This window comes from Amycolatopsis sp. 195334CR (assembly GCF_017309385.1).
In the GTDB taxonomy this organism is placed as follows: Bacteria; Actinomycetota; Actinomycetes; order Mycobacteriales; family Pseudonocardiaceae; genus Amycolatopsis.
On sequence record NZ_JAFJMJ010000003.1, the window covers coordinates 1034728 to 1054397 of the forward strand.

The window sequence follows — 19670 nt, forward strand, 5'->3', positions numbered from 1 at the left end:
CTCACGCGGCCTTGTCGTGCGCCCCGTCCCGTTGCCGCGGTATGTGCACCTGGGGCTTGTTCCCCCGCATCCAGCGGAACGCCCGGCTGCCGCGGACGACCCTGGTCAGCCTGCCCGCGCGGTACAGCTCGTCGTTGCGGTAGGCGACCTCGGCCTGCACGGCGTCCCACATCCAGTCGGTCCTCATGGTCCGTCTCCTCTGTCGATCCCGGTCTCTTCTGCCGAGTCTCAGAGTCGTGCTGAGGGGTCCGCCGGTGCATCGGGCGATCACGCAGTCCGGACGTGCGTCGGCCCCTTACTCCCGTGTCTCGCCTGCGCGACGGGGGTAAGGGGCCGAGGTGGCTGACTCAGCTGGGGTCGAGGCTGCCGGCGCGCGTGGCGTCCAGCAGCCCCTGCCAGCCCCGGGAGCTGAAGGAGAGCAGACCGCCCTCGACGTCCTTCGAGTCGCGGACGGCCGCGCCGTCACGGGTGAATGCGATTTCGACGCAGTCATTGCCACCACCGCTGTGGCTGCTCTTGCGCCATCGGGTCAGGAATACAGGGTTCTCGGACATGGTCCCCACTCCTTACTTCGCTTGCTCCGCACCGAGCCGCTCGGCCGACTCGGCGATCAGTTCGACCGAGTCATCCGGTTTCAAGGCAGTGGCGCGCAGGTGATCGAACATGAGGGTATAGCGGCGCACATCATCCGGCATCTCCAGGTAAAGGCCGCTGGAAGTGCTGTCCACGTAAACTACGTCCGGATCTGCCTGCTCCGGAAAACCGAGGATGAGAAACGGTCCCTCCATTCCCGGATGAGCACCCGCACCGAACGGCACCACCTGGAGCGTCACGTGCGGCAGTCGCGCGACCTCGAGCAACCGGGAAACCTGTTCCGCCATCACTTCGCACCCGCCGACGCGCCGGTGCAGCACCGCCTCGTCGATCACCGCCCAGTACTCCGGCGGGGCCGGATCGGTGAGCAGTTCCTGGCGGGCCATCCGCGCCGCCACCCGGCGCTTGAGCTCGGTCTCGTCCGCGTCCGGGCGCAGTGCGCGAATCACCGTCCGCGCGTAGCGCTCGGTCTGCAGCAGACCCGGTACCAGCAGCGCCTGGTAGGCCCGCAGCGAACTGGCATCGGCTTCCAGTCCGACGAAGGTACCGGTGAAGACCTCGTTGTAGGCGTGCCACCACCCGCGCTTGCGCGCCTCCCTGGCGAGCTGGACCAGCGCCTCGCGCTCGTCGCCCATCAGGCCGTACAGCTCCAGCATGTCCCGGACGTCGCGCGGGGTGACGCCGACGTGCCCGGTCTCGATGCGACTGATCTTCGACGCGGAGCACTCGAGCTTCTCGCCCACCTCGTCGATGGTCAGCTCGGCGGCCTCGCGAAGCCGGCGCAGTTCCCCGGCCAGCCGCCGACGGCGCACCGTCGGCCCCTGCCCTCGCGCCACTGCCCCACCTCCGCTGTGTTCCTCGCTTGCCGATGTCCCTGTTGCCATATCTAACCAGCCGCCCAGACTCGCCGTGATGAATTGACTACTTCAATTTCGCCCGCGTCCCCAGATGGTGGACTGCAAATTGCACATTGCCGTTGTACGCTCGCAGTGTGCTCCATTTTCCGGCCGGGAGCCAGTACATCGGGCAAAATTCGGAGAGGTCCACTTCCGGGGAGGAGCGGGTGTGCGCGTGGGTCACCCTGAGCTGAACATCGTGAACCCATTAGCGGCCATTGTGGAACGACGGCTGACCGAGCTCACCCGTTCGGCGGGCACCCACGACACGCAAGTCGCCGCGTGGGTAGCACGCCACGAAATCCCGGTTCTGGCCGAAGCATTGCGCGCGGTGCTCGCGGAGCACCGGATGGACGCCCGCGGGCGCTGTGTGGCCTGCCGCGGGCGCCGCTGGCGACAGTGGCGAAATCGTCACCCACCCGTGCCGTGTCGCGCTTTCGTGGCAGCGCGGCTCGCGCTCGGGGACGGCCTCCCGGCGGAAATCACCCACCCGGCGCAACGCCGGAAGCACCGCAGGCGCCGGGCGGCGGGCGAGTAAGGGCCCGGGTCCACCGAGGACTCCGGGTACGCGCTCACAGCACGCGCAGCAGGCCCTCCTGGACCACGGTGGCGATGAGCGTGCCGTCGGCGGCGAAGAAGCGGCCGGTGGCCAGCGCGCGGGCGTTCGAGGCGGACGGCGACTCGGTGTCGTAGAGGAACCACTCGTCGGCCCGGAACGGGCGGTGGAACCACATCGCGTGGTCCAGGCTGGCGCCGAGCACCTTGTCCAGCTCCCAGTAGGCGCCGTGGCGGGCCAGCGGGGAGTCCAGCAGGGTCATGTCCGAGGCGTAGGCCAGCACGCAGACGTGCAGCAGCTGGTCGTCGGGCAGGGTGCCGTCGGCCCGCATCCAGACCTGGTTGCGGGTGGCCGGGGTGCCGGTGCCGCGGGTCACCCACGGCGGGTCGTTGACGTAACGCAGGTCGATCGGGCGCGGGCGGCTGTGCAGCTGCTCCAGCGCGGGGTAACCCTCGATGCGCTCCAGCACGGTCGGCAGCGACTCGGGCGCGGGCACGTCCGGCATCTCGTCGGCGTGCTCGATGCCGGCCTCGGCCTTCTGGAACGAGGCGGACAACGCGAAGATGGCCTTGCCGTGCTGGACCGCGACCACCCGGCGGGTGGTGAACGACCGGCCGTCGCGGATGCGGTCGACCTCGTAGACGATCGGCACCCGCGGGTCGCCACCGCGGATGAAGTAGGCGTGCAGCGAGTGGACCGTGCGCTCCGGCGGCACCGTGCGCCCGGCGGCGACCAGCGCCTGCCCGGCCACCTGCCCGCCGAACACCCGCACCGGCGAGTGCGGCGGGCTGACGCCGCGGAAGATGTTCTCTTCGATCCGCTCCAGGTCGAGCAGGGAGACCAGGCGGTCGAGCACCACCTGGCCGCCACGGGCGGCGTCGGTGTCGAGCTCGGTGGCGGCGGCGCGGGCGGCCTCAGTCATGCCCGAAACCCTAACCCGCCGCGACCCGCGCCCGGGCTGTGCTCAGGCGTGATCGTCTTCACCGAGGCGGTGGACGCGGATCAGGTTGGTCGACCCCACCGTGCCCGGCGGGGAACCGGCCACGATCACCACCAGGTCGCCCTGCTGGTAGCGGTCCATCTCCACCATCGCGTGGTCGACCTGCTGGATCATCTGGTCGGTGGAGCCCACCTTCGGCACGATCCGGGTGGCCGTGCCCCAGGTCAGCGCGAGCTGGCTGCGCACGCTCTCCTCCGGGGTGAAGGCCAGCAGCGGCAGCCGGGTGTGCAGGCGGGCCAGCCGCCGCACGGTGTCGCCGGACTGCGTGAAGGCGACCAGCGCCTTGGCGTTGAGGCGCTCCCCGATGTCGCGGGCGGCGTAGGAGATCACGCCGCGCTTGGTCCTCGGCACGTGGCTCAGCGGCGGGACCTGCGGCGAGTCGGTCTCGACCGCCTGGATGATCCTGGCCATGGTCTCCACCGACTCGACCGGGTAGCGGCCGACGCTGGTCTCCCCGGAGAGCATCACCGCGTCGGTGCCGTCGAGCACCGCGTTGGCCACGTCGGAGGCCTCGGCGCGGGTCGGCCGGGAGTTGCTGATCATCGAGTCGAGCATCTGGGTGGCCACGATCACCGGCTTGGCGTTCTCGCGGGCGATCTGGATGGCGCGCTTCTGCACCAGCGGGACCTGCTCCAGCGGCAGCTCCACGCCCAGGTCGCCGCGGGCCACCATGACCCCGTCGAAGGCCAGCACGATGGCCTCGAGGTTGTAGACCGCCTCGGGCTTCTCCAGCTTGGCGATCACCGGGACGCGGCCCTTGCCGACCCGGTCCATCACCTGGTGCACCAGGTCGATGTCGGCGGGCGAGCGGACGAAGGACAGCGCCACGAAGTCGACGCCCAGCTCCATCGCGAACTCGAGGTCCTCGATGTCCTTGTCGGACATGGCGGGCACGGACACGTCCATGCCGGGCAGCGAGACGCCCTTGTTGTTGCTGACCGGGCCGCCCTCGGTGACCTCGCAGACCACGTCCGGGCCGTCGACCTCCTTGACCACCAGGCCGACCTTGCCGTCGTCGACCAGCAGCCGGTCGCCCGGCTTGGCGTCGTTCGCCAGGCCCTTGTAGGTGGTGGAGACGCGCTCGTGGGTCCCGGCCACGTCCTCCACGGTGATCCGCACGATGTCGCCGTTGCGCCACTCGACCGGACCGCTGGCGAAGGTGCCCAGGCGGATCTTCGGGCCCTGCAGGTCGGCCAGGATGCCGACGGCGCGCCCGGTCTCCGCCGCCGCCGCGCGGACGACGTCGTAGACCTCCTTGTGGTCGCCGTGGCTTCCGTGGCTGAAGTTCATTCTCGCGACGTCCATCCCGGCGTCGACGAGGGCCCGCACCTTCTCCGGGCTGGCGGTGGCGGGGCCAAGGGTACAAACGATCTTCGCGCGTCGGCTCACGTTCAGACAGCGTAGACCCTCGAGGCGGCTACGTCTTTACCGATCCCGAGACCGATTCAACCTGTTTCTTTCCGTGTTCGCTCAGTAGTAACCCTTTGTATGCTCCAGCGGTGCGGAAGGCCGTGGTGGTCCTGCTCAGCGGTGCCCTCGTGGCCTGCGCCCCGGCCCCGATCCCGGCTCCGCCGGCGTGGTCGGAACTCACCCCGCCGTCGCCAGGGGCACGCGTGCTCGGTATCACCGGATCGGGTGAGGAGATCCTGCTCACCGGCTCGGTCCCCGGCCCGGACGGCCGCTCCCCCGCCGCCTGGCTCGGCACCCCGGAGGCGGGCTGGCGCGCGCTGCCGCTGCACACCGGTGGCGGTTACGGCGCCCAGGCCGAACTGGTCGAACCGTCGGCGGGCGGCGGCAGGCTGCTCGCGCTCGGCCGCGCGTACGGCGGGGCGCACGGCAACGCGCGGCTGACCATCTGGTCCGGCGACCCGACCGGGCTGACCGACCACCCGCAGCCGTTCGAACTGCTCGGCGGGCCGCGGGCGATGGCGGTGAACGGCACCGCGACCACACCAGGGGCCTCCGTGCTCTCCGGGCAGTGGGAGCACCCGGCCGCCGGGGCCGGTGCCGCGGTGTGGGTCTACTCGGACGGTCAGGCCTGGTCCCGGCTCGACGAGGCGCGGGCGCTGCTCAGCTCCCCCGGCGCGCCGACCCGCGCGCTCGGCGTGGCCGCGACCGGACCGGGCTTCACCGCGGTCGGCGACGTGCGCGCGGACCGGCGGTTCTCCCCGTTGGTCTGGACCTCCGGGAACGGCCGTGACTGGCAACGCGCCGACCTCCCGCGGCCCGCCGATTCCGGTGACGTCAGCGCCTCGCGGATCGCGTGCACGGAGTCGGCCTGCGTGGCGACCGGACTGTCCCGATCGAACACCGGCCCGCAGCGCCTCGCGTGCTGGCACGGCAGCGGCGGCACCTGGTCGCTGACCGGCGGCCCGGACCTCGATCCCGCGCAGCTGCCCGAAATCACCGGCCTCGCCTTCGACGGCGAGCACGTGCTCACCACCGGCGAACTCGGCGGCCACGCTCGCTTGTGGACCGGGTGCGGGGTCGACCGGCCGCTGCCCGAACCGGCCACGCGGGCCGTCGCCCGGCCGCTCGGCGACCGGATCCTGGTGTCCACCGGCGAAAAGCTGTGGCTCAGCGCCGGGGCAGCTCACTGACGCCGACGTGGTCGCGGGCCCACTCGTTGAACGCGCGCACCTGCCGCCACGACCTGCGGACCCGGTCGAGGCAGCCGCGTTCGTGCAGGGTGTCGTCCGGTTCCCAGAGCTTCACCGCGTAGAGCGACTTGTGCCGCAGCAGGTCGATGCGCGGGTGGTCGGCGTCGTAGCCGCGTGGTTTGGTCTTCAGCGCCTCACCCTTGAGCTCCCAGCCCTGTTTGCGCAGCTTGGCCAGGATGCGCTCCAGCTCGGGGCCGTGCGGTTCGGTGTCCACCGCGCGCCGGAAGGTCGCCAGCTGGTCGGTGGCCAGGTGGAAGCAGCCGCCGCCGACGCGCAGCCCGGCCGAGCTGACCTCCACGTAGTACGCGCCCCCGCCGCGGCCCTGCTCGATCACCCCGCCGCAGTGCGTCTTGTACGGGCGCTTGTCCTTGGCGAAGCGCACGTCGCGGTGCGGCCGGAACACCTTGCCCTTGCCGAAGCCGTCGGAGAACTCCGCGTCCAGCTCGGTGAGCAGCGCCTCCATCGGCGCGCGCACGTCCTCGCGGTAGGTGCGGAGGTTGTCCTCCCAGTACGGCTTCGAGTTGTCGACCAGCAGTCCGTCGTAGAAGTCGATCGCGTATTCGCCGAAGCCCGTGAACGTCACCCGCGCACCCTAATCGCTACCCACGACAGAAAGCGGGCGGGGAACTCGGTTTCCCCGCCCGCTCCTCGGCTACCGCCACTGCTAGCCGCTCTGGATGGCGCTGATCAGCTCGCCATTCGTGGTGTCACCCGAGAGTTCCCAGAAGAAGGTGCCACCGAGGCCCTGGGTGCGGGCGTAGGAGACCTTGCCCTTGATGGTGGCCGGGGTGTCGTAGCTCCACCACTGGCTCCCGCACTTGGCGTAGGCGGTGCCCGCCACGGTGCCGGTCGCCGGGCACTTGGACTTGAGCACCTTGTAGTCCTCGATGCCCTGCTCGTAGGTGCCGGGCGCCGGGCCGGTGGCGGTGCCGCCCGGGGCGTCCTGCGTCACGCCGGTCCAGCCGCGACCGTAGAAACCGAGGCCCAGCAGCAGTTTGCTGGCCGGAACGCCCTTGCCCTTGAGCTTCTGGATGACCGCGTCGGAGTTGAACCCGGCGTTGGGGATGCCCGGGTACGAGGTCAGCGGCGAATGCGGGGCCGTGGGGCCCTGCGCCGCCCACCCGCCGAAGTAGTCGTAGGTCATCACGTTGTACCAGTCGAAGAACTGCGCGGCGCCGCCGTAGTCGGCCGCGTCCACCTTGCCGCCGGCCGAACCGTCACCGGTGATGGCCGCGGTGACCAGCTTCGAGCCGAACTTCGAGCGCAACGCCGACGCCAGGTTCTTCAGCGCGGCGGGCCCGCTGGTGTCGCAGGTCAGGCCGCAGGCGTTGGGGTACTCCCAGTCGATGTCGATGCCGTCGAACACACCGGCCCAGCGCGGGTCGTTGAGCAGGTTGTAGCAGGAGTTCGCGAACGCGGTGGGGTTCTTCGCGGCCTGCCCGAAGCCGCCGGACCAGGTCCAGCCGCCGAAGGAGAACAGGACCTTGATGTTCGGGTACATCTTCTTCAGCCGCTTCAGCTGGCCGAAGTTGCCGCGGAGCGCGCCGTTGTCCCAGGTGTCGGCGACACCGTCGACGCTCTCGGCGGCGCCGTAGAACCGGTCGTAGTCGGCGTAGGTGTCGCCGAGCACGCACTGGCCGTTGACCACGTTGCCGAAGGCGTAGTTGATGTGGGTCAGCTTGGCCGCCGACCCCGAGGTGTGGATGTTCTTGACGTGGTAGTTCCGGCCGTAGACGCCCCATTGGGCGAAGTAGCCGAGGGTCTTGCCGTGTGCGGCGATCCCGGCGTCGGCAGGCGCCGGCGCCTGCGCTGGTGCCTTGGCCGAGGCCGGAGCCACGACCGCGATCGCCATCAGTGCGGCGGCGAGCACGCCGCCCGCACCCAGCCATCTCCGTCTGCGCGATGAGAACATCGGTGTCCTCCGTGAGCCCGGCGGTGCCACGGTGCACCGCTCGATCCCGTCACGCTAAATGGGTCTAGACCAATCCGTCAATGGTTCAGACCACGGTTCGCTGAGTTGCCGGACCCGGCTACCGGGGGTCACCGGGCGGCCCGGCGGGGGCACTGGATCGGCCTAGCGGCACCCTGTGCGCAGACGGCGGGAAGGAGACCGGGTTGGTCAAGGTGGACGGACGCACGCTGCGCTGCGCGGACGTGCTGGCGGTGGCGGGGACCGAGGGCGCGCTGGAGGTCGAAGTCGAGCCGGGCGCGCTGGCAGCGGCCGCGAAGGCGTGGGAGCTGGCCGAGGAGCTGAGCACGCGGCGCGTGGTCTACGGCCGCACCACCGGCGTCGGCGCGAACAAGGACGACACGGTGGCCGGGGAGCACTCCACCGACCACGGCCTGCGCCTGCTGCGCAGCCACGCCGGCGGCAGCGGCGAGCTGATGCCGGACGGGCAGGTCCGGGCGATGATGCTGATCCGGCTGAACCAGTTGCTGGCCGGGCGCGCCGGGATCGCCACCGGGCTGATCGAAGCGCTGGCGAACGCGCTGCGGGCGGGCGCGCTGCCGGTGGTGCACCGGCTCGGCGCGATCGGCACCGGTGACCTGGCGCCGCTGGCGGAAACCGGGCTCGCGCTGGCCGGGGAACGCCCGTGGCGCCGCGGTGGCGTGGCGCCGGTGGCCGTCCAGGCGGGCGACGCGCTGGCGTTCATGAGCAGCAACGCCGCCACGCTGGCCGAGGCCGTGCTGGCCACCCTCGAACTGGACACGCTGACCAAGGCCAGCCACGCGGTCACCGCGCTGACCTACGTCGCGCTCGACGGCAATCCCGAGGCGTACGCGACGGCGGTGCACGAAGCGCGGCCGCACGCCGGTCAGGTCGCGTGCGCGGCCGACCTGCGGCGCCTGCTCGGCATGGAGAGCGCGCCCGCGCCGGGCCGCCGGATCCAGGACCCGTTCGGGCTGCGTGCCTTCCCCCAGGTGCAGGGACCCGCGCTGGACGCGCTGCACCACCTGCGGAACGTGCTGGCGGTCGAGATCAACGCCGGGACCGAGAACCCGATGATCTGCGTGCCGGAGGGCGACGCCTACCACCACGCGCACTTCCACACCGCGTACGTCTCCTCGGCGCTGGACCAGGCGCGGGCGACCGTGCACCAGGTGGCCGAACTGTCGGCGGCGCGGCTGGGCGACCTGGTCGAGCCGGACTTCACCGGGCTGCGGCCGTTCCTCGCCGACGGTCCGGCTGGCAGTTCCGGCGTGATGATCCTGGAGTACGTCGCGCACGACGCGCTGACCGAACTGCGGCAGGCGGCGCTGCCGGTGACGCTGGGCAGCGCGGTCGTGTCGCGCGGGCTGGAGGACCACGCGAGCTTCTCCACCCAGGCCGCGCGGGCGACCACCGCGGCCTGCCGGGCCTACCGGCAGCTGCTGGCGTGCGAGCTGGTCGCCGCGGTGCGGGCCCTGCGCATGCGGCGGGCGGACCTGGTGGACATCCCGGTGCGGGCGGCCTTCGACACGGCGGGCGCGGTACTCGACCCCAGCACCGCGGACCGGCCGCTGACCGAGGACGTCGCGGCCGCCGCCACCGTCCTGGACGCCCTCGCCCGCATCTGAGCCAATGCTATGAGTGGGGCATTACTTGCGTTGATTGCAAGTAATGCCCCACTCATAGCGTTCGAGCCTCAGCCGAAGAAGACTTCGGCTTCCTCGTAGCGGGAGGACGGGACCGTCTTCAGCTCGGCCGTGGCCTCCGCGAGCTTCACGCGCACGATGTCGGTGCCCTTGAGCGCGACCATCACGCCGAAGTCGCCGTCGGCCACCGCGTCGACGGCCTGCAGGCCGAACCGGGTGGCGAGCACGCGGTCGTAGGCGGTCGGGATGCCGCCGCGCTGGGTGTGCCCGAGCACCACCGCGCGCGACTCCTTGCCGGTGCGCTCGGCGATCTCCTCGGCCAGCCAGGTGCCGACGCCGCCGAGCCGCACGTGCCCGAACGCGTCCTTCTCGCCCGAGTGCAGCACCTCGGCCCCGCCCTCGGGCATGGCGCCCTCGGCGACCACGATGATCGGCGCGAACTGGCGCTCGAACCGCCGCTCCACCCACTCGACGACCTTCTCCACCGAGAACGGCCGCTCCGGCACCAGGATCACGTTCGCGCCACCGGCCAGGCCCGAGTGCAGCGCGATCCAGCCCGCGTGCCGCCCCATCACCTCGACCACCAGCGCGCGGTGGTGCGACTCGGCGGTGGTGCGCAGCCGGTCGATCGACTCGGTGGCGATGTGCACCGCGGTGTCGAAGCCGAAGGTGTAGTCGGTGGCGCCGAGGTCGTTGTCGATGGTCTTGGGCACGCCGACCACGCCGATGCCGTCGTCGGTCAGCTTCTTCGCCACGCCGAGGGTGTCCTCGCCGCCGATCGCGATCAGCGCGTCCACGCCCTGGTCGGCGAGCACGCCGCGGATCTGCTCGACCCCGCCCTCGGTCTTGTACGGGTTGGTCCGCGAGGACCCGAGAATGGTGCCGCCCCTGGTCAGGATCTCCTCGACGTCGTCGAGGCCCAGCGGCCTGCTGTTGCCGGTCATCGGGCCCTGCCAGCCGCTCCGGAACCCGACGATCTCCCAGCCATGGACCTCGATGCCCTTGCGGACCACCGCACGGATCACCGCGTTCAGCCCGGGGCAGTCGCCGCCACCGGTCAGCACACCGACTCGCATCAGACTCAGACCTCCGCTTGCCTGCTTTGTCTTGGGTCACACATCCGGCGCCAGCGTAGCGGTAGCGGACTTGATCGGTGCAGCAGCTATGGTCTAGACCATCGTAGCGGGCGGGCCTGGGCGGTTCCACCTGCTCGCGGCGAGTGCCGCCGCCGGGCCGTTCGTCGTGCTGATGGGGCAGGTGGGCGCCGGTGAGCTGGCCTGGCCGACCGCGCTCCCGCGCTGACCGGCGACGGGCTCGGCGTCCCCGTCGGTTTCGGCACTGTTGGCCTGCTGTTCACCGCGGCTGTTCGCCGGGCGGTGATCGGGGCTGTGCTAGCTTCGTGGCGTGCGGCGCTCGTATTTTTGGTTTAGCAGGCCGGCCCCGGGTGGGCCGGTCGGCGACGCCGTGCGCTGACCTTCCACCCTTCGAGCCGGTTTCCCAGCCGGCTCGGGCGGAGTGCGATCGGGCGGCTGGGCCGAAAGGACCCCCGTCATGACGATCACCTTCGACCCCACCCTCTCGCTGGACAACCAGCGCACCACCAGCATCAGCCCGCTGATCCCGCCCGCCTTGCTGCGCGAGGAGCTACCGGTCGGCGATACCGCGGCCCGAACCGTCCATAAAGGACGAACAGGCGCGGTCGGCGTGCTCGACGGCACCGACGACCGCCTGCTCGTCGTGGTCGGCCCGTGCTCGGTGCACGACACCGAAGCCGCGATGGACTACGCCCGCCGCCTCGCCGCGCACGCCGAAGGCCTCAGCGAGCAGCTCCACGTGGTCATGCGCGTGTACTTCGAGAAGCCGCGGACCACGCTCGGCTGGAAGGGCCTGATCAACGACCCCGGCCTGGACGGCAGCTTCGCGGTCAACCGCGGCCTGCGCATGGCGCGGCGGCTGCTGCTCGACGTGTCCGAGCTGGGGCTGCCGGTCGGCTGCGAGTTCCTCGACCCGATCACCCCGCAGTTCATCGCCGACATCGTGTCGTGGGGCTCGATCGGCGCGCGGACCGCGGCCAGCCAGGTGCACCGGCAGCTGTGCAGCGCGCTGTCCATGCCGGTCGGCATCAAGAACTCGACCGAGGGCGACGTGCAGGTGGCGGTGGACGCCACGCGCGCGGCGGCGGCGAGCCACGTGTTCGCCGGGATCAACGCCGACGGGGTCGCGGCGCTGCTGACCACCTCGGGCAACCCGGACTGCCACGTGATCCTGCGCGGCAGCGCCGCCGGGCCGAACCACGACGCCGCCACGGTGGCCGACACGCTGGGCAGGCTCGGCAGGGCGGGGCTGCCCGAGCGGGTGCTGATCGATGCCAGCCACGGCAACAGCGGGAAGGACCACGTGCGGCAGGCGGAGGTCGTCGGGGAGCTGGCGGACCGCATCGAGCGCGGCGAACGGGGCCTCCGCGGGGTGATGCTGGAGAGCTTCCTGGCCGCCGGGCGGCAGGATCTGACCCTCGGCCGGGCCGACGAGCTGACCTACGGGCAGAGCATCACCGACGCCTGCCTGGACTGGCCCACCACGGCCCGCCTGCTCGACCGCCTCGCCGAAGCAGTCCGAGCCCGCTGACCCGGTGCCCACCACGGCCCGGCGGCCCGACCGCCTCGCCGAAGCAGTCCGAGCCCGCTGACCCGGTGCCCACCACGGCCCGGCGGCCCGACCGCCTCGCCGAAGCAGTCCGAGCCCGCTGACCGAAGCGGTCCGAGCCCGCTGACGCTGGCCAAGGGCGGCCCAGCTGACCCTCCGCGTGTGCTGTGAATGTGGCTTTCACTGCAGATAGCGCTGTGAAAGCCACATTCACTGCACGCACGCGGGCGGGTCTCAGCCGGGGAGGCCTCGCCGGTGCCACTCCTCTTCGATGGCGCGCCAGCGGACCAGGTTGTGCCGGGCGTCGGCGAGGGCGTCGTGGGCGTTCGCCGGGGCGGCGGGCAGTTTCGGCTTGCCCACGTCCTCCCAGCGCTGCCGCAGGTCGCGGGTGAACCGGGGCAGCTGCCGCGGCAGCGCGGGCATCGGGCCCCACAGCTGCGCCAGCGCCACGTGGTCGTACGCGGCGAACCACGCCCACAGCTCGATCCCGCCGGCCGGCTTGCCGAAGAACTCCAGCAGGTCGGTCCGGATGCGCTCCCGGCCGCGCCAGGCCCGGTCCGCGGGCGAGGGCAGCTTCGGCAGCACGTTGTCGCGCACCCACGGCCCCGCCCGGTCCGGGTCGAAGTCGGTGGAAACCGCGTAGAACTCCCGGCCGTTCTCGTCCACGACACCGATCGACACCAGGTCGATCGTCACGCCGTCCTCGATGAACTCGGTGTCGTAGAAAAATCGCACCGGGCAACCCTAGTGGTCACCTTCCGGAGCGATCAGGAAGCCTTGGTCTCCGGCACCCGGTCGGCGTCCGCACCCGACGGCTGCTTCGGCACGTCGGGGCGCACCCCGGCCGCCTCGGCGGCGGCCAGCTCCTTGGCCTTCGCCGCGTAGATGTCCACGTACTCCTGCCCGGACAGCTCCATCAGCGCGTACATGATCTCGTCGGTGATCGAGCGCTCGATGAACCGGTCGCCCGCGAGCCCCTCGTAGCGCGAGAAGTCCAGCGGCTCGCCGAAGCGGACCTCGAGCCGCCGCGGCCACCACATCTTCGAGCCGATCGGGTTCACCTTGTCGGTGCCGATGGTGACCACCGGGACCACCGGCACGCCCGCCTGCAGCGCGATCCTGGCCACGCCGGTCTTGCCCTTGTACAGCCTGCCGTCCGGCGAGCGGGTGCCCTCCGGGTAGATGCCCAGCAGGTGCCCCTCACGCAGCACGCGGATCGCGGTGTCCAGCGCGGCCTGCGCGGCCGAGCCGCCGGAGCGGTCGATCGGGATCTGGCCGAGCCCGCTGAAGAACCACTTCTTGAACCGGCCCTTCACGCCCTTCTCGGTGAAGTACTCCGACTTGGCCGGGAAGGTCACCTTCCGGCGGACGTAGAGCGGCATGAAGAAGGAATCGGCGACGGCGAGGTGGTTGCCCGCGAGGATCGCGCCACCGGAGGCCGGGATGTTCTCGGCCCCGGAGACCTTGGTCGGCCACAGCAGCCGCAGCAGCGGGCCGAGCAGCACGTACTTCATCAACCGGTACAGCACCTTGCTCCAGGCCTCCTCGCAGGCGAAACGGTCTCCGACAGCCGATTCCGATCAGCAAGACTACGAACTCGTCCGTACCCCGCACAACGCCTGACCCCCGGTTGCGAGTGCCCAGCGATCGATCTCACATCCGGCCGCGTCCCCTCCAGTGTCCGGCATCGCCCCACGCCGGGCCGAACCCGTGCGAATATGGAGTTCTCGAACCCACTGGAGGAAGGCGAGAGCATGCCCGTGCTCGCCGGCGCGGAACCCTTCGCGCACACCGGCTCCACCGAGGCCGGCGTGCTGCTGTGCCACGGGTTCACCGGGACACCAGCCAGCATGCGGCCGTGGGGCGAGCACCTCGCCGGCGCCGGCTACACCGTGCGCGGGCCGCGGCTGCCCGGCCACGGCACCACCTGGCAGGAGATGAACCGGACGAACTGGACCGACTGGTACGGCTGCGTCCGCGCGGAGCTGCTGGAGCTGTTCGACACCTGCGAGTCGGTCTTCGTCTGCGGGCAGTCCATGGGCGGCACGCTGACGCTGAAGCTGGCCCAGGAGTTCGGCGACCGGATCGCCGGGCTGGTGCTGGTCAACCCCTCGGTGACCACGCTGCGCTGGGACGCCAAGCTGCTGCCGGTGCTCGGCCGCGTGCTGCCGTCGGTGCCGGGCGTGGCCGGGGACATCAAGAAGCCGGGGGTGGTCGAGCAGGCCTACCCCCGCGTGCCGGTGCGCGCGGCGGCGAGCCTGAGCCGGTTGTGGGCGCTGGTGCGCCACGACCTCGGCAAGGTGACCCAGCCGCTACTTCTGCTGCACTCGGTCGTTGACCACGTGGTGGAGCCGGTGAACGCGCGCATCGTGGCCGACGGCGTGCGCAGCTCGCGGCTGATCGACGTGGAACTGACCGACAGCTACCACGTGGCCACCCTGGACAACGACGCCCCGCTGATCTTCGAGCGCAGTGTCGACTTCTTCCGATCGATCACACGCACCGGGCAGGTGGACCCGCGATGAGCCGTTCGAACTCCGCCGACGGGCCGGAGGACATCGACGCCACGTTCGCCGAGATCGTGGCGGACCTGCGGGCCGAGGGCGTCGGCACCACGCTCGAACAGCAGGACGACGAACCCGCTCCCCCGGCCCCGCCGCCCCCCGCGCCGCCGAGCCCGCCCGCCGGTCCGCCCGGTCCGCCCGAGCAGACCGTGGCGGCCAGCGGCTGGCGCGGTTCGGAACGCGAGTGGGAAGCCACCGTGTTCGGCGACGACCCGGCCGCCGACGACGAGCACTACGTGCCGCCGGAGCCGCCGCCGCTGCCGCGGCCCCGCAAGGGCGCGCTGGTGGTGCTGCTGTTCTTCGTGCTCGGGCTGCTGTTGCTGATCGCGCCGGGGGTGATCGGGCTGTCCAGCACGCTGGGCACGCCGATCGGGCTGCTGGTGCTGGCGGTGGGGATCGGCCTGCTGCTGCTCCGCGTCCGGCAGGGCCCGCCGGACGGTGCCGACCCGGACAGCGGCGCGCAGGTCTGACCTTTGCGTCTTAGGCTTGGTCATGCGCATCGACTTCCACCCGTCGCGACGCTCGACCGTGGGCGCCGAATGGGAGCTGGCGCTGGTCGACCGCCGCAGCGGTGAGCTGACCTCGGTGGCGCAGCGGCTGCTGGACGCGGTGTGCCCGCCCGGCGAGGCCGAGCACCCGAAGATCAAGCAGGAACTGCTGCTCAACACCATCGAGATCATCACCGGCGTGTGCGACACGGTGGCCGAGGCCGCCGACGACCTGGCCGCCTCGCTGGACGAGCTGCGGGGGCACACCGATCCGCTGGGCGTGGAGCTGTTCTCCGCGGGCACGCACCCGTTCTCCACCTGGTACCAGCAGAAGGTCACCGACAAGGAGCGCTACGCCAAGCTGATCGACCGCACCCAGTGGTGGGGGCGGCAGATGCTGATCTACGGCGTCCACGTGCACGTCGGGCTCGACCACCGGGACAAGGCGCTGCCGGTGCTCAACGCGCTGCTCAACTACGCGCCGCACCTGCAGGCGCTGTCGGCGTCGTCGCCGTACTGGGGCGGGGAGGACACCGGGTACGCGTCGAACCGGGCGCTGATGTTCCAGCAGCTGCCCACCGCCGGGCTGCCGTTCCAGTTCACCGAGTGGGGTGAGCTGGAGAGCTACGTGGACGACATGTTCGTCACCGGGGTGATCGACCACTTCTCCGAGATCCGCTGGGACATCCGGCCGGCGCCGCACTTCGGCACGGTCGAGATGCGCGTGTGCGACGGGGTGCCGACGCTGGAGGAGGTGGCCGCCATCGCGGCGTTCACCCAGTGCCTGGTCGACGACTTCAGCACCCGGCTGGACCAGGGTGAGACGCTGCCGACCATGCCGCCGTGGCACGTGCAGGAGAACAAGTGGCGGGCCGCGCGGTACGGGATGGACGCGATCATCATCCTCGACGCGGCGGGCAGCGAGCGGCTGGTCACCGAGGACCTGGACGTGGTGCTCGAACGGCTGGAGCCGGTGGCGAAGCAGCTCGACTGCGTGCGTGAGCTGCGCGGGGTGGAGACCATCCTGCGCAACGGCGCGAGCTACCAGCGGCAGCGGGCGGTCGCGCGGGAGCACAACGGGAGCCTGAAGGCCGTGGTCGCCTCGCTGATCGCGGAGATGCGGGACGGCATCACGCCGCTCAGCTGAGCAGGTTCAGCAGCGGGCGCGGGCCCATGACGGTGGCCCCGGCGGCCTCGACGCGCGAGCGCAGTTCCCGGTCCGCGGTGGCCACCAGCACGTGGTCCTCGGCGCGTGCCGAACCCACCACCGAGACGATCTCCGAATCCCCGTCCCGGGTGGCCGGGACGACCTCCACCCCCGGGATCGAGGTGACGCCGCGCGCCTGGCCTTCGACCACCAGCACGACGCGTGGCCACCAGTACCACTCCCCCGGCAGCGGCGGCGCCATCCCGGTCAGTGCCAGCGGGGCCAGCTGGTCGCGCAGACGCGCCGCCGCGCCCGCGCGGTCCCGCCACCAGCCGTCCGGGCGGGAGCCCATCACGTTCGCGGCGTCGACCACCAGCACCAGTTCCCGGCCCACCTGGGTGCGCAGGTCCGGCCACGCCAGGGCGAAGTCCCGGTGGAGGCGGTACTCGGCCACCTCGTCGACCGGCACCCAGCGGAGCTCGGTGCTCTCCTTGTTCCGGACGCGCTCGCTGACCCGGTCGCGGGCGACGGCCAGCACCGTGGTGTAGTCCCAGCCGCCGTGGTCCACTGTGGACGAAGCGAGCGGGCGCACCACTTCGGGCGGCACGGCGGCTTCCTCGTCGGCCTCCCTGGTGGCCGCCTCGGCCGCGGTCTCGCCGGGCCGCTTGGCGCCGCCGGGCAGGGCCCAGGTCCGGCCGTGGTGCGTCCACCACGCGCGGCGCTGCAGCAGGACCCCGCGCTCGGGATCGGTGAGCAGGAGGCCGGCCGCCCCGTGCAGCCCCCAGTGCCGGTGCCCCTGCGCACAGGTCACGAAGGTGTCTTCGACGAACACCCGCCCTCCCGTCGCCCTCCACCGCCCTCAACGGAGCGCTCCGCGCCAACCCTGACCAGCGTCGCCCTCCACCGCCCTCAACGGAGCGCTCCGCGCCGATACCCTCCTTAGCCTGGCACACCCACCCTGGGCCCCGGAGTGGCCGCGGCCTCCCTGGCCAGCGTCGCGGCGCCGACGATCGCGGTGTCGTCGCCGAGGTGGGCGGTGCGGATGCGTGCCAGCGGCCGGTGCCCGGCGCCGGTGATCGCGGTGGCGTAGTGCTCGCGGGCCTCGTCCAGGAACAGCGGCGCCGACTCCGACACCCCGCCCCCGATCACCATGATCTCCGGGTCGAACACGTCCGCCACCAGCGCGAGCCCCTCACCGAGCCACTTCGCCAGCTCCGCCATCGCCCGCTGGGCCACCGGGTCGCCGTCACGCGCGGCCCCGGCCACCCGCCGCCCGGTCACCGAACCGGGATCACCGGCGGTCTCCCTGGCCAGCACGGTGGACCGCCCGGGGTTGCGCGCCAGCAGCTCCACCGCGGTGGCCGCCAGCGCCGTCCCGCTGCAGTAGCGCTCCCAGCAGCCGTACTTGCCGCACGGGCACGGCCGCCCGCCCGGCACCACGGTCAGGTGCCCGAGCTCGGGCCCGACACCGTGCGCGCCCCGGTAGATCTGGCCGTCGAGCAGCAGGCCCGCGCCGATCCCGGTGCCCAGCGCGATCAGCGCCGCCACCTTCGACCCGCGTGCCGCGCCGAACCGGTGCTCGGCCAGCGTCGCCGAGTTCGCGTCGTGCTCCAGGGTGACCGGCAACCCGACCCGCTTGGCGATCCGGTCGGCCACCGGCGCCGCCCGCCAGGCCAGGTGCGGGGCGAACATCACCGAACGCCGGTCGGTGCCGACGAAACCGGCCACCGCCAGGCCGACCGCGGTCACCTCGTGCCGGTTGCGCAGTTCCTCGACCACCCCGGCGATGGCGTCCTCGAGCGCGCCCTCCCCGCCCGGCGTGCCGACCCGGGTGGTGTCCAGCAGCGAACCCTGGTCGTCGACCACCCCCGCGCGCACGCTGGTGCCGCCGACGTCGACGCCGATCGCCAGCTCGGGACGGCGGAACGTCCGCTTGAGCGTCTTCTTCAACCCACGAGAACCCATCTATCGGCCGGTATCCCAGTCTTCCCGGCGCCGCACCGGGACGTGCTGCACCCGCGTCGCGCCGGTCTCCGCGCGGGGTTCCGGCCGCGGCGTGAACCCCGGCATGTGCACGCCCTCCTCCGGTGCCCAGCGATCGGCCAGCACCGCCCGCAGCAGCGCGACCAGCTGCGCGGCCTGCTCCAGCACCCGCGCGGCGATCTCCGGGCGCTCCCCGCGTGCCAGCGACACGACCGCGCAGAACGGGCACCAGCCGCAGCCACCGGCGGGCTCGGCGTGCCCGGACTCGTCGTGCCCGGCCGCGATCACCCCGTCCAGCCACGGCGCGGCCCGCTCCACCACCAGCTCGATGAGCAGGCGGAGCTCCTCGGCCAGGGAGTGCGCCCCGGTCTCCGGCTCAGCGGGCATCAGGCACCTCCGGCCGGCTCGAGCTGGACCACCAGCCCGGCGGAATCGGATTCCGCGCCGGTGATCCGGCACGGGCGCAGCAGCTCGGGCAGGGCGATCAGCCGGCGGACCCCGTCCACCGTGATCGCCAGGTCGTCACCGACCCTGGCCAGGTCCACCCTGGCCGACCGGGTCAGCGGCACGCCCACCCGCAGCTCGTGCCCGCCCTCGGTCTCGGCGACCGACAGCAGCGGGGCGACCGGCCGCGCCGAGCGGGCCAGCGGGTCCTCGGTGCCGTAGAGGTCACCGGCGATCTCCAGCAGCGCGGGCAGGCCGACCGGCTCGACCGCGCGGTGCTCGACCCGGCGCAGCGAGCGCTCCAGCCCGGCCTCGGTGAGTTCGGTGAGCACGGCGTCCTGCTGGGCGCGACGGGTGCGCAGCCACGCCGCCGCCGAACCGGGCATCCGGCCGGGCGCGGGCATCAGGCGGTTGACGATCAGCCCGTCGACGGCGATGCCGCGCAGCGCGAGGGAGCTGAGCGTGCGGCGGGTTTCGGCGACCACCAGCCGTTCCGGCGTGAGCACGAGGCGCACGGTGGTCACCGACGGATCGGTCAGCAGCGTGCGCAACCCGGCCAGGTGGGTGGCGAAGCGCCGGACGGACCGGCCCAGCCCACCGCGCCCGCGCAGCCTGCCGAGATAACCCGAGACCGCCTCGGGCAGTGAGAGCAGGCGCAGCGTCTCCGCCGTCGGCCCGCAGTCGACCACCACGTTCTCCCACGGCCCGGCCTCGGCGAGCCTGCGCACCTCGGTCAGCGCGAGCAGTTCGTCCACGCCCGGCACCACGGTCAGTTCCTCGGCGTCCAGCGCCTCGACCCCGGCACCGGAGAGCAGGCCGCGCAACTGCCCGCGCAGCTCGGCCCAGGCGTCGTCGACCAGCGCGCGCGAGTCGATCTGCGCGGCGTGCAGTGTCAACGCTCGGGGGACGACCCCCGGACCCCCGGCAAAAGCAGCTGGAGTGTCCACTTCGGACGGCTCACCACCCAGCGCGGTGGCGAAGGCGTCCCCGAGCGAATGGGCCGGATCGGTGGACACGACCAGCGTCTTCCTGCCCCGCGCGGCGAGCGAGGCAGCCGTGGCGGCCGCGAGCGTCGTTTTCCCGACGCCGCCCTTGCCGGTGAACAGCAGGATGCGCACG

Annotated in this window: 20 protein-coding genes; 6 read left to right on the forward strand and 14 right to left on the reverse strand. The window is 72.0% G+C overall.

Annotated features, from left to right (window positions below):
- Position 1: 1 nt before the first annotated feature.
- The 5 genes from JYK18_RS42025 to pyk all read right to left on the reverse strand — a co-directional run bounded on the left by JYK18_RS42025 (position 2) and on the right by pyk (position 4435).
- Positions 2-187 carry a hypothetical protein gene (locus tag JYK18_RS42025; RefSeq protein ID WP_206809546.1) on the reverse strand — a complete coding sequence of 62 codons (186 nt, stop codon included), beginning with the start codon at positions 185-187 and terminating at the stop codon, positions 2-4.
- 160 nt (positions 188-347) lie between these two features.
- Complete coding sequence (locus JYK18_RS42030; RefSeq protein ID WP_153030800.1) at positions 348-554, reverse strand: DUF397 domain-containing protein; 207 nt, start codon at positions 552-554, stop codon at positions 348-350.
- A gap of 12 nt (positions 555-566) precedes the next feature.
- Positions 567-1430 carry a helix-turn-helix transcriptional regulator gene (locus JYK18_RS42035; RefSeq protein ID WP_153030799.1) on the reverse strand — a complete coding sequence of 288 codons (864 nt, stop codon included), beginning with the start codon at positions 1428-1430 and terminating at the stop codon, positions 567-569.
- Positions 1431-2062: 632 nt separating this feature from the next.
- Positions 2063-2968, reverse strand: a complete 906-nt coding sequence (tesB, locus tag JYK18_RS42040) for an acyl-CoA thioesterase II (RefSeq protein WP_206809547.1) — start codon at positions 2966-2968, stop codon at positions 2063-2065.
- A 42-nt stretch (positions 2969-3010) separates the two neighbouring features.
- Positions 3011-4435, reverse strand: coding sequence for a pyruvate kinase (pyk, locus tag JYK18_RS42045; RefSeq protein WP_206809548.1), 1425 nt, complete (start codon positions 4433-4435; stop codon positions 3011-3013).
- A 110-nt stretch (positions 4436-4545) separates the two neighbouring features.
- On the opposite strand from pyk, the gene JYK18_RS42050 reads away from it, so the two are divergent.
- Positions 4546-5646, forward strand: coding sequence for a hypothetical protein (locus JYK18_RS42050; RefSeq protein ID WP_206809549.1), 1101 nt, complete (start codon positions 4546-4548; stop codon positions 5644-5646).
- Here the strand turns inward: JYK18_RS42050 and JYK18_RS42055 are convergent.
- Positions 5624-6289: a DUF2461 domain-containing protein gene (locus JYK18_RS42055; protein ID WP_206809551.1), complete on the reverse strand. Its 666-nt coding sequence runs from the start codon at positions 6287-6289 to the stop codon at positions 5624-5626. The genes JYK18_RS42050 and JYK18_RS42055 overlap by 23 nt on opposite strands.
- 81 nt (positions 6290-6370) lie before the next feature.
- Positions 6371-7618: a glycoside hydrolase family 18 protein gene (locus JYK18_RS42060; protein WP_206809552.1), complete on the reverse strand. Its 1248-nt coding sequence runs from the start codon at positions 7616-7618 to the stop codon at positions 6371-6373.
- A 203-nt stretch (positions 7619-7821) separates the two neighbouring features.
- On the opposite strand from JYK18_RS42060, the gene JYK18_RS42065 reads away from it, so the two are divergent.
- Entirely contained in the window at positions 7822-9264 is a 1443-nt protein-coding gene (locus JYK18_RS42065; RefSeq protein ID WP_206809553.1) for an aromatic amino acid ammonia-lyase, read from the forward strand.
- A gap of 68 nt (positions 9265-9332) precedes the next feature.
- Here the strand turns inward: JYK18_RS42065 and JYK18_RS42070 are convergent, their stop codons facing one another.
- Positions 9333-10358, reverse strand: coding sequence for a 6-phosphofructokinase (locus JYK18_RS42070; RefSeq protein ID WP_206809554.1), 1026 nt, complete (start codon positions 10356-10358; stop codon positions 9333-9335).
- 475 nt (positions 10359-10833) lie between these two features.
- On the opposite strand from JYK18_RS42070, the gene JYK18_RS42075 reads away from it, so the two are divergent.
- A complete protein-coding gene (locus JYK18_RS42075) occupies positions 10834-11907 on the forward strand; it encodes a 3-deoxy-7-phosphoheptulonate synthase (RefSeq protein WP_206809555.1) in 1074 nt (357 codons plus the stop codon).
- Positions 11908-12159: 252 nt separating this feature from the next.
- Here the strand turns inward: JYK18_RS42075 and JYK18_RS42080 are convergent, their stop codons facing one another.
- Complete coding sequence (locus JYK18_RS42080; RefSeq protein ID WP_206809556.1) at positions 12160-12660, reverse strand: polyadenylate-specific 3'-exoribonuclease AS; 501 nt, start codon at positions 12658-12660, stop codon at positions 12160-12162.
- Positions 12661-12692: 32 nt separating this feature from the next.
- A complete protein-coding gene (locus JYK18_RS42085) occupies positions 12693-13454 on the reverse strand; it encodes a 1-acyl-sn-glycerol-3-phosphate acyltransferase (protein WP_206809557.1) in 762 nt (253 codons plus the stop codon).
- A 225-nt stretch (positions 13455-13679) separates the two neighbouring features.
- Here JYK18_RS42085 and JYK18_RS42090 point away from each other — a divergent pair, with 225 nt between their 5' ends.
- The 3 genes from JYK18_RS42090 to JYK18_RS42100 are packed head-to-tail and all read left to right on the forward strand — an operon-like array spanning position 13680 to position 16124.
- Positions 13680-14450 carry a carboxylesterase gene (locus tag JYK18_RS42090; protein ID WP_206809560.1) on the forward strand — a complete coding sequence of 257 codons (771 nt, stop codon included), beginning with the start codon at positions 13680-13682 and terminating at the stop codon, positions 14448-14450.
- A complete protein-coding gene (locus JYK18_RS42095) occupies positions 14447-14959 on the forward strand; it encodes a hypothetical protein (protein WP_206809562.1) in 513 nt (170 codons plus the stop codon). The genes JYK18_RS42090 and JYK18_RS42095 overlap by 4 nt, the downstream gene beginning before the upstream one ends.
- Positions 14960-14981: 22 nt before the next feature.
- A complete protein-coding gene (locus JYK18_RS42100; RefSeq protein WP_206809564.1) occupies positions 14982-16124 on the forward strand; it encodes a glutamate--cysteine ligase in 1143 nt (380 codons plus the stop codon).
- Here the strand turns inward: JYK18_RS42100 and JYK18_RS42105 are convergent.
- The 4 genes from JYK18_RS42105 to JYK18_RS42120 form a co-directional block, all read right to left on the reverse strand.
- Positions 16117-16956 (reverse strand): NUDIX domain-containing protein, encoded by an 840-nt coding sequence (locus tag JYK18_RS42105; protein WP_206809566.1) that lies wholly within the window; start codon positions 16954-16956, stop codon positions 16117-16119. The genes JYK18_RS42100 and JYK18_RS42105 overlap by 8 nt on opposite strands.
- A 107-nt stretch (positions 16957-17063) precedes the next feature.
- The gene (locus JYK18_RS42110; protein WP_206809567.1) at positions 17064-18089 is read right to left on the reverse strand and encodes an ROK family protein; all 1026 of its coding nucleotides are present in this window, start codon (positions 18087-18089) and stop codon (positions 17064-17066) included.
- A complete protein-coding gene (locus JYK18_RS42115) occupies positions 18090-18494 on the reverse strand; it encodes a hypothetical protein (RefSeq protein ID WP_206809568.1) in 405 nt (134 codons plus the stop codon).
- Entirely contained in the window at positions 18494-19669 is a 1176-nt protein-coding gene (locus tag JYK18_RS42120; RefSeq protein ID WP_206809569.1) for an ArsA family ATPase, read from the reverse strand. The genes JYK18_RS42115 and JYK18_RS42120 overlap by 1 nt, the downstream gene beginning before the upstream one ends.
- Position 19670: the final 1 nt, after the last annotated feature.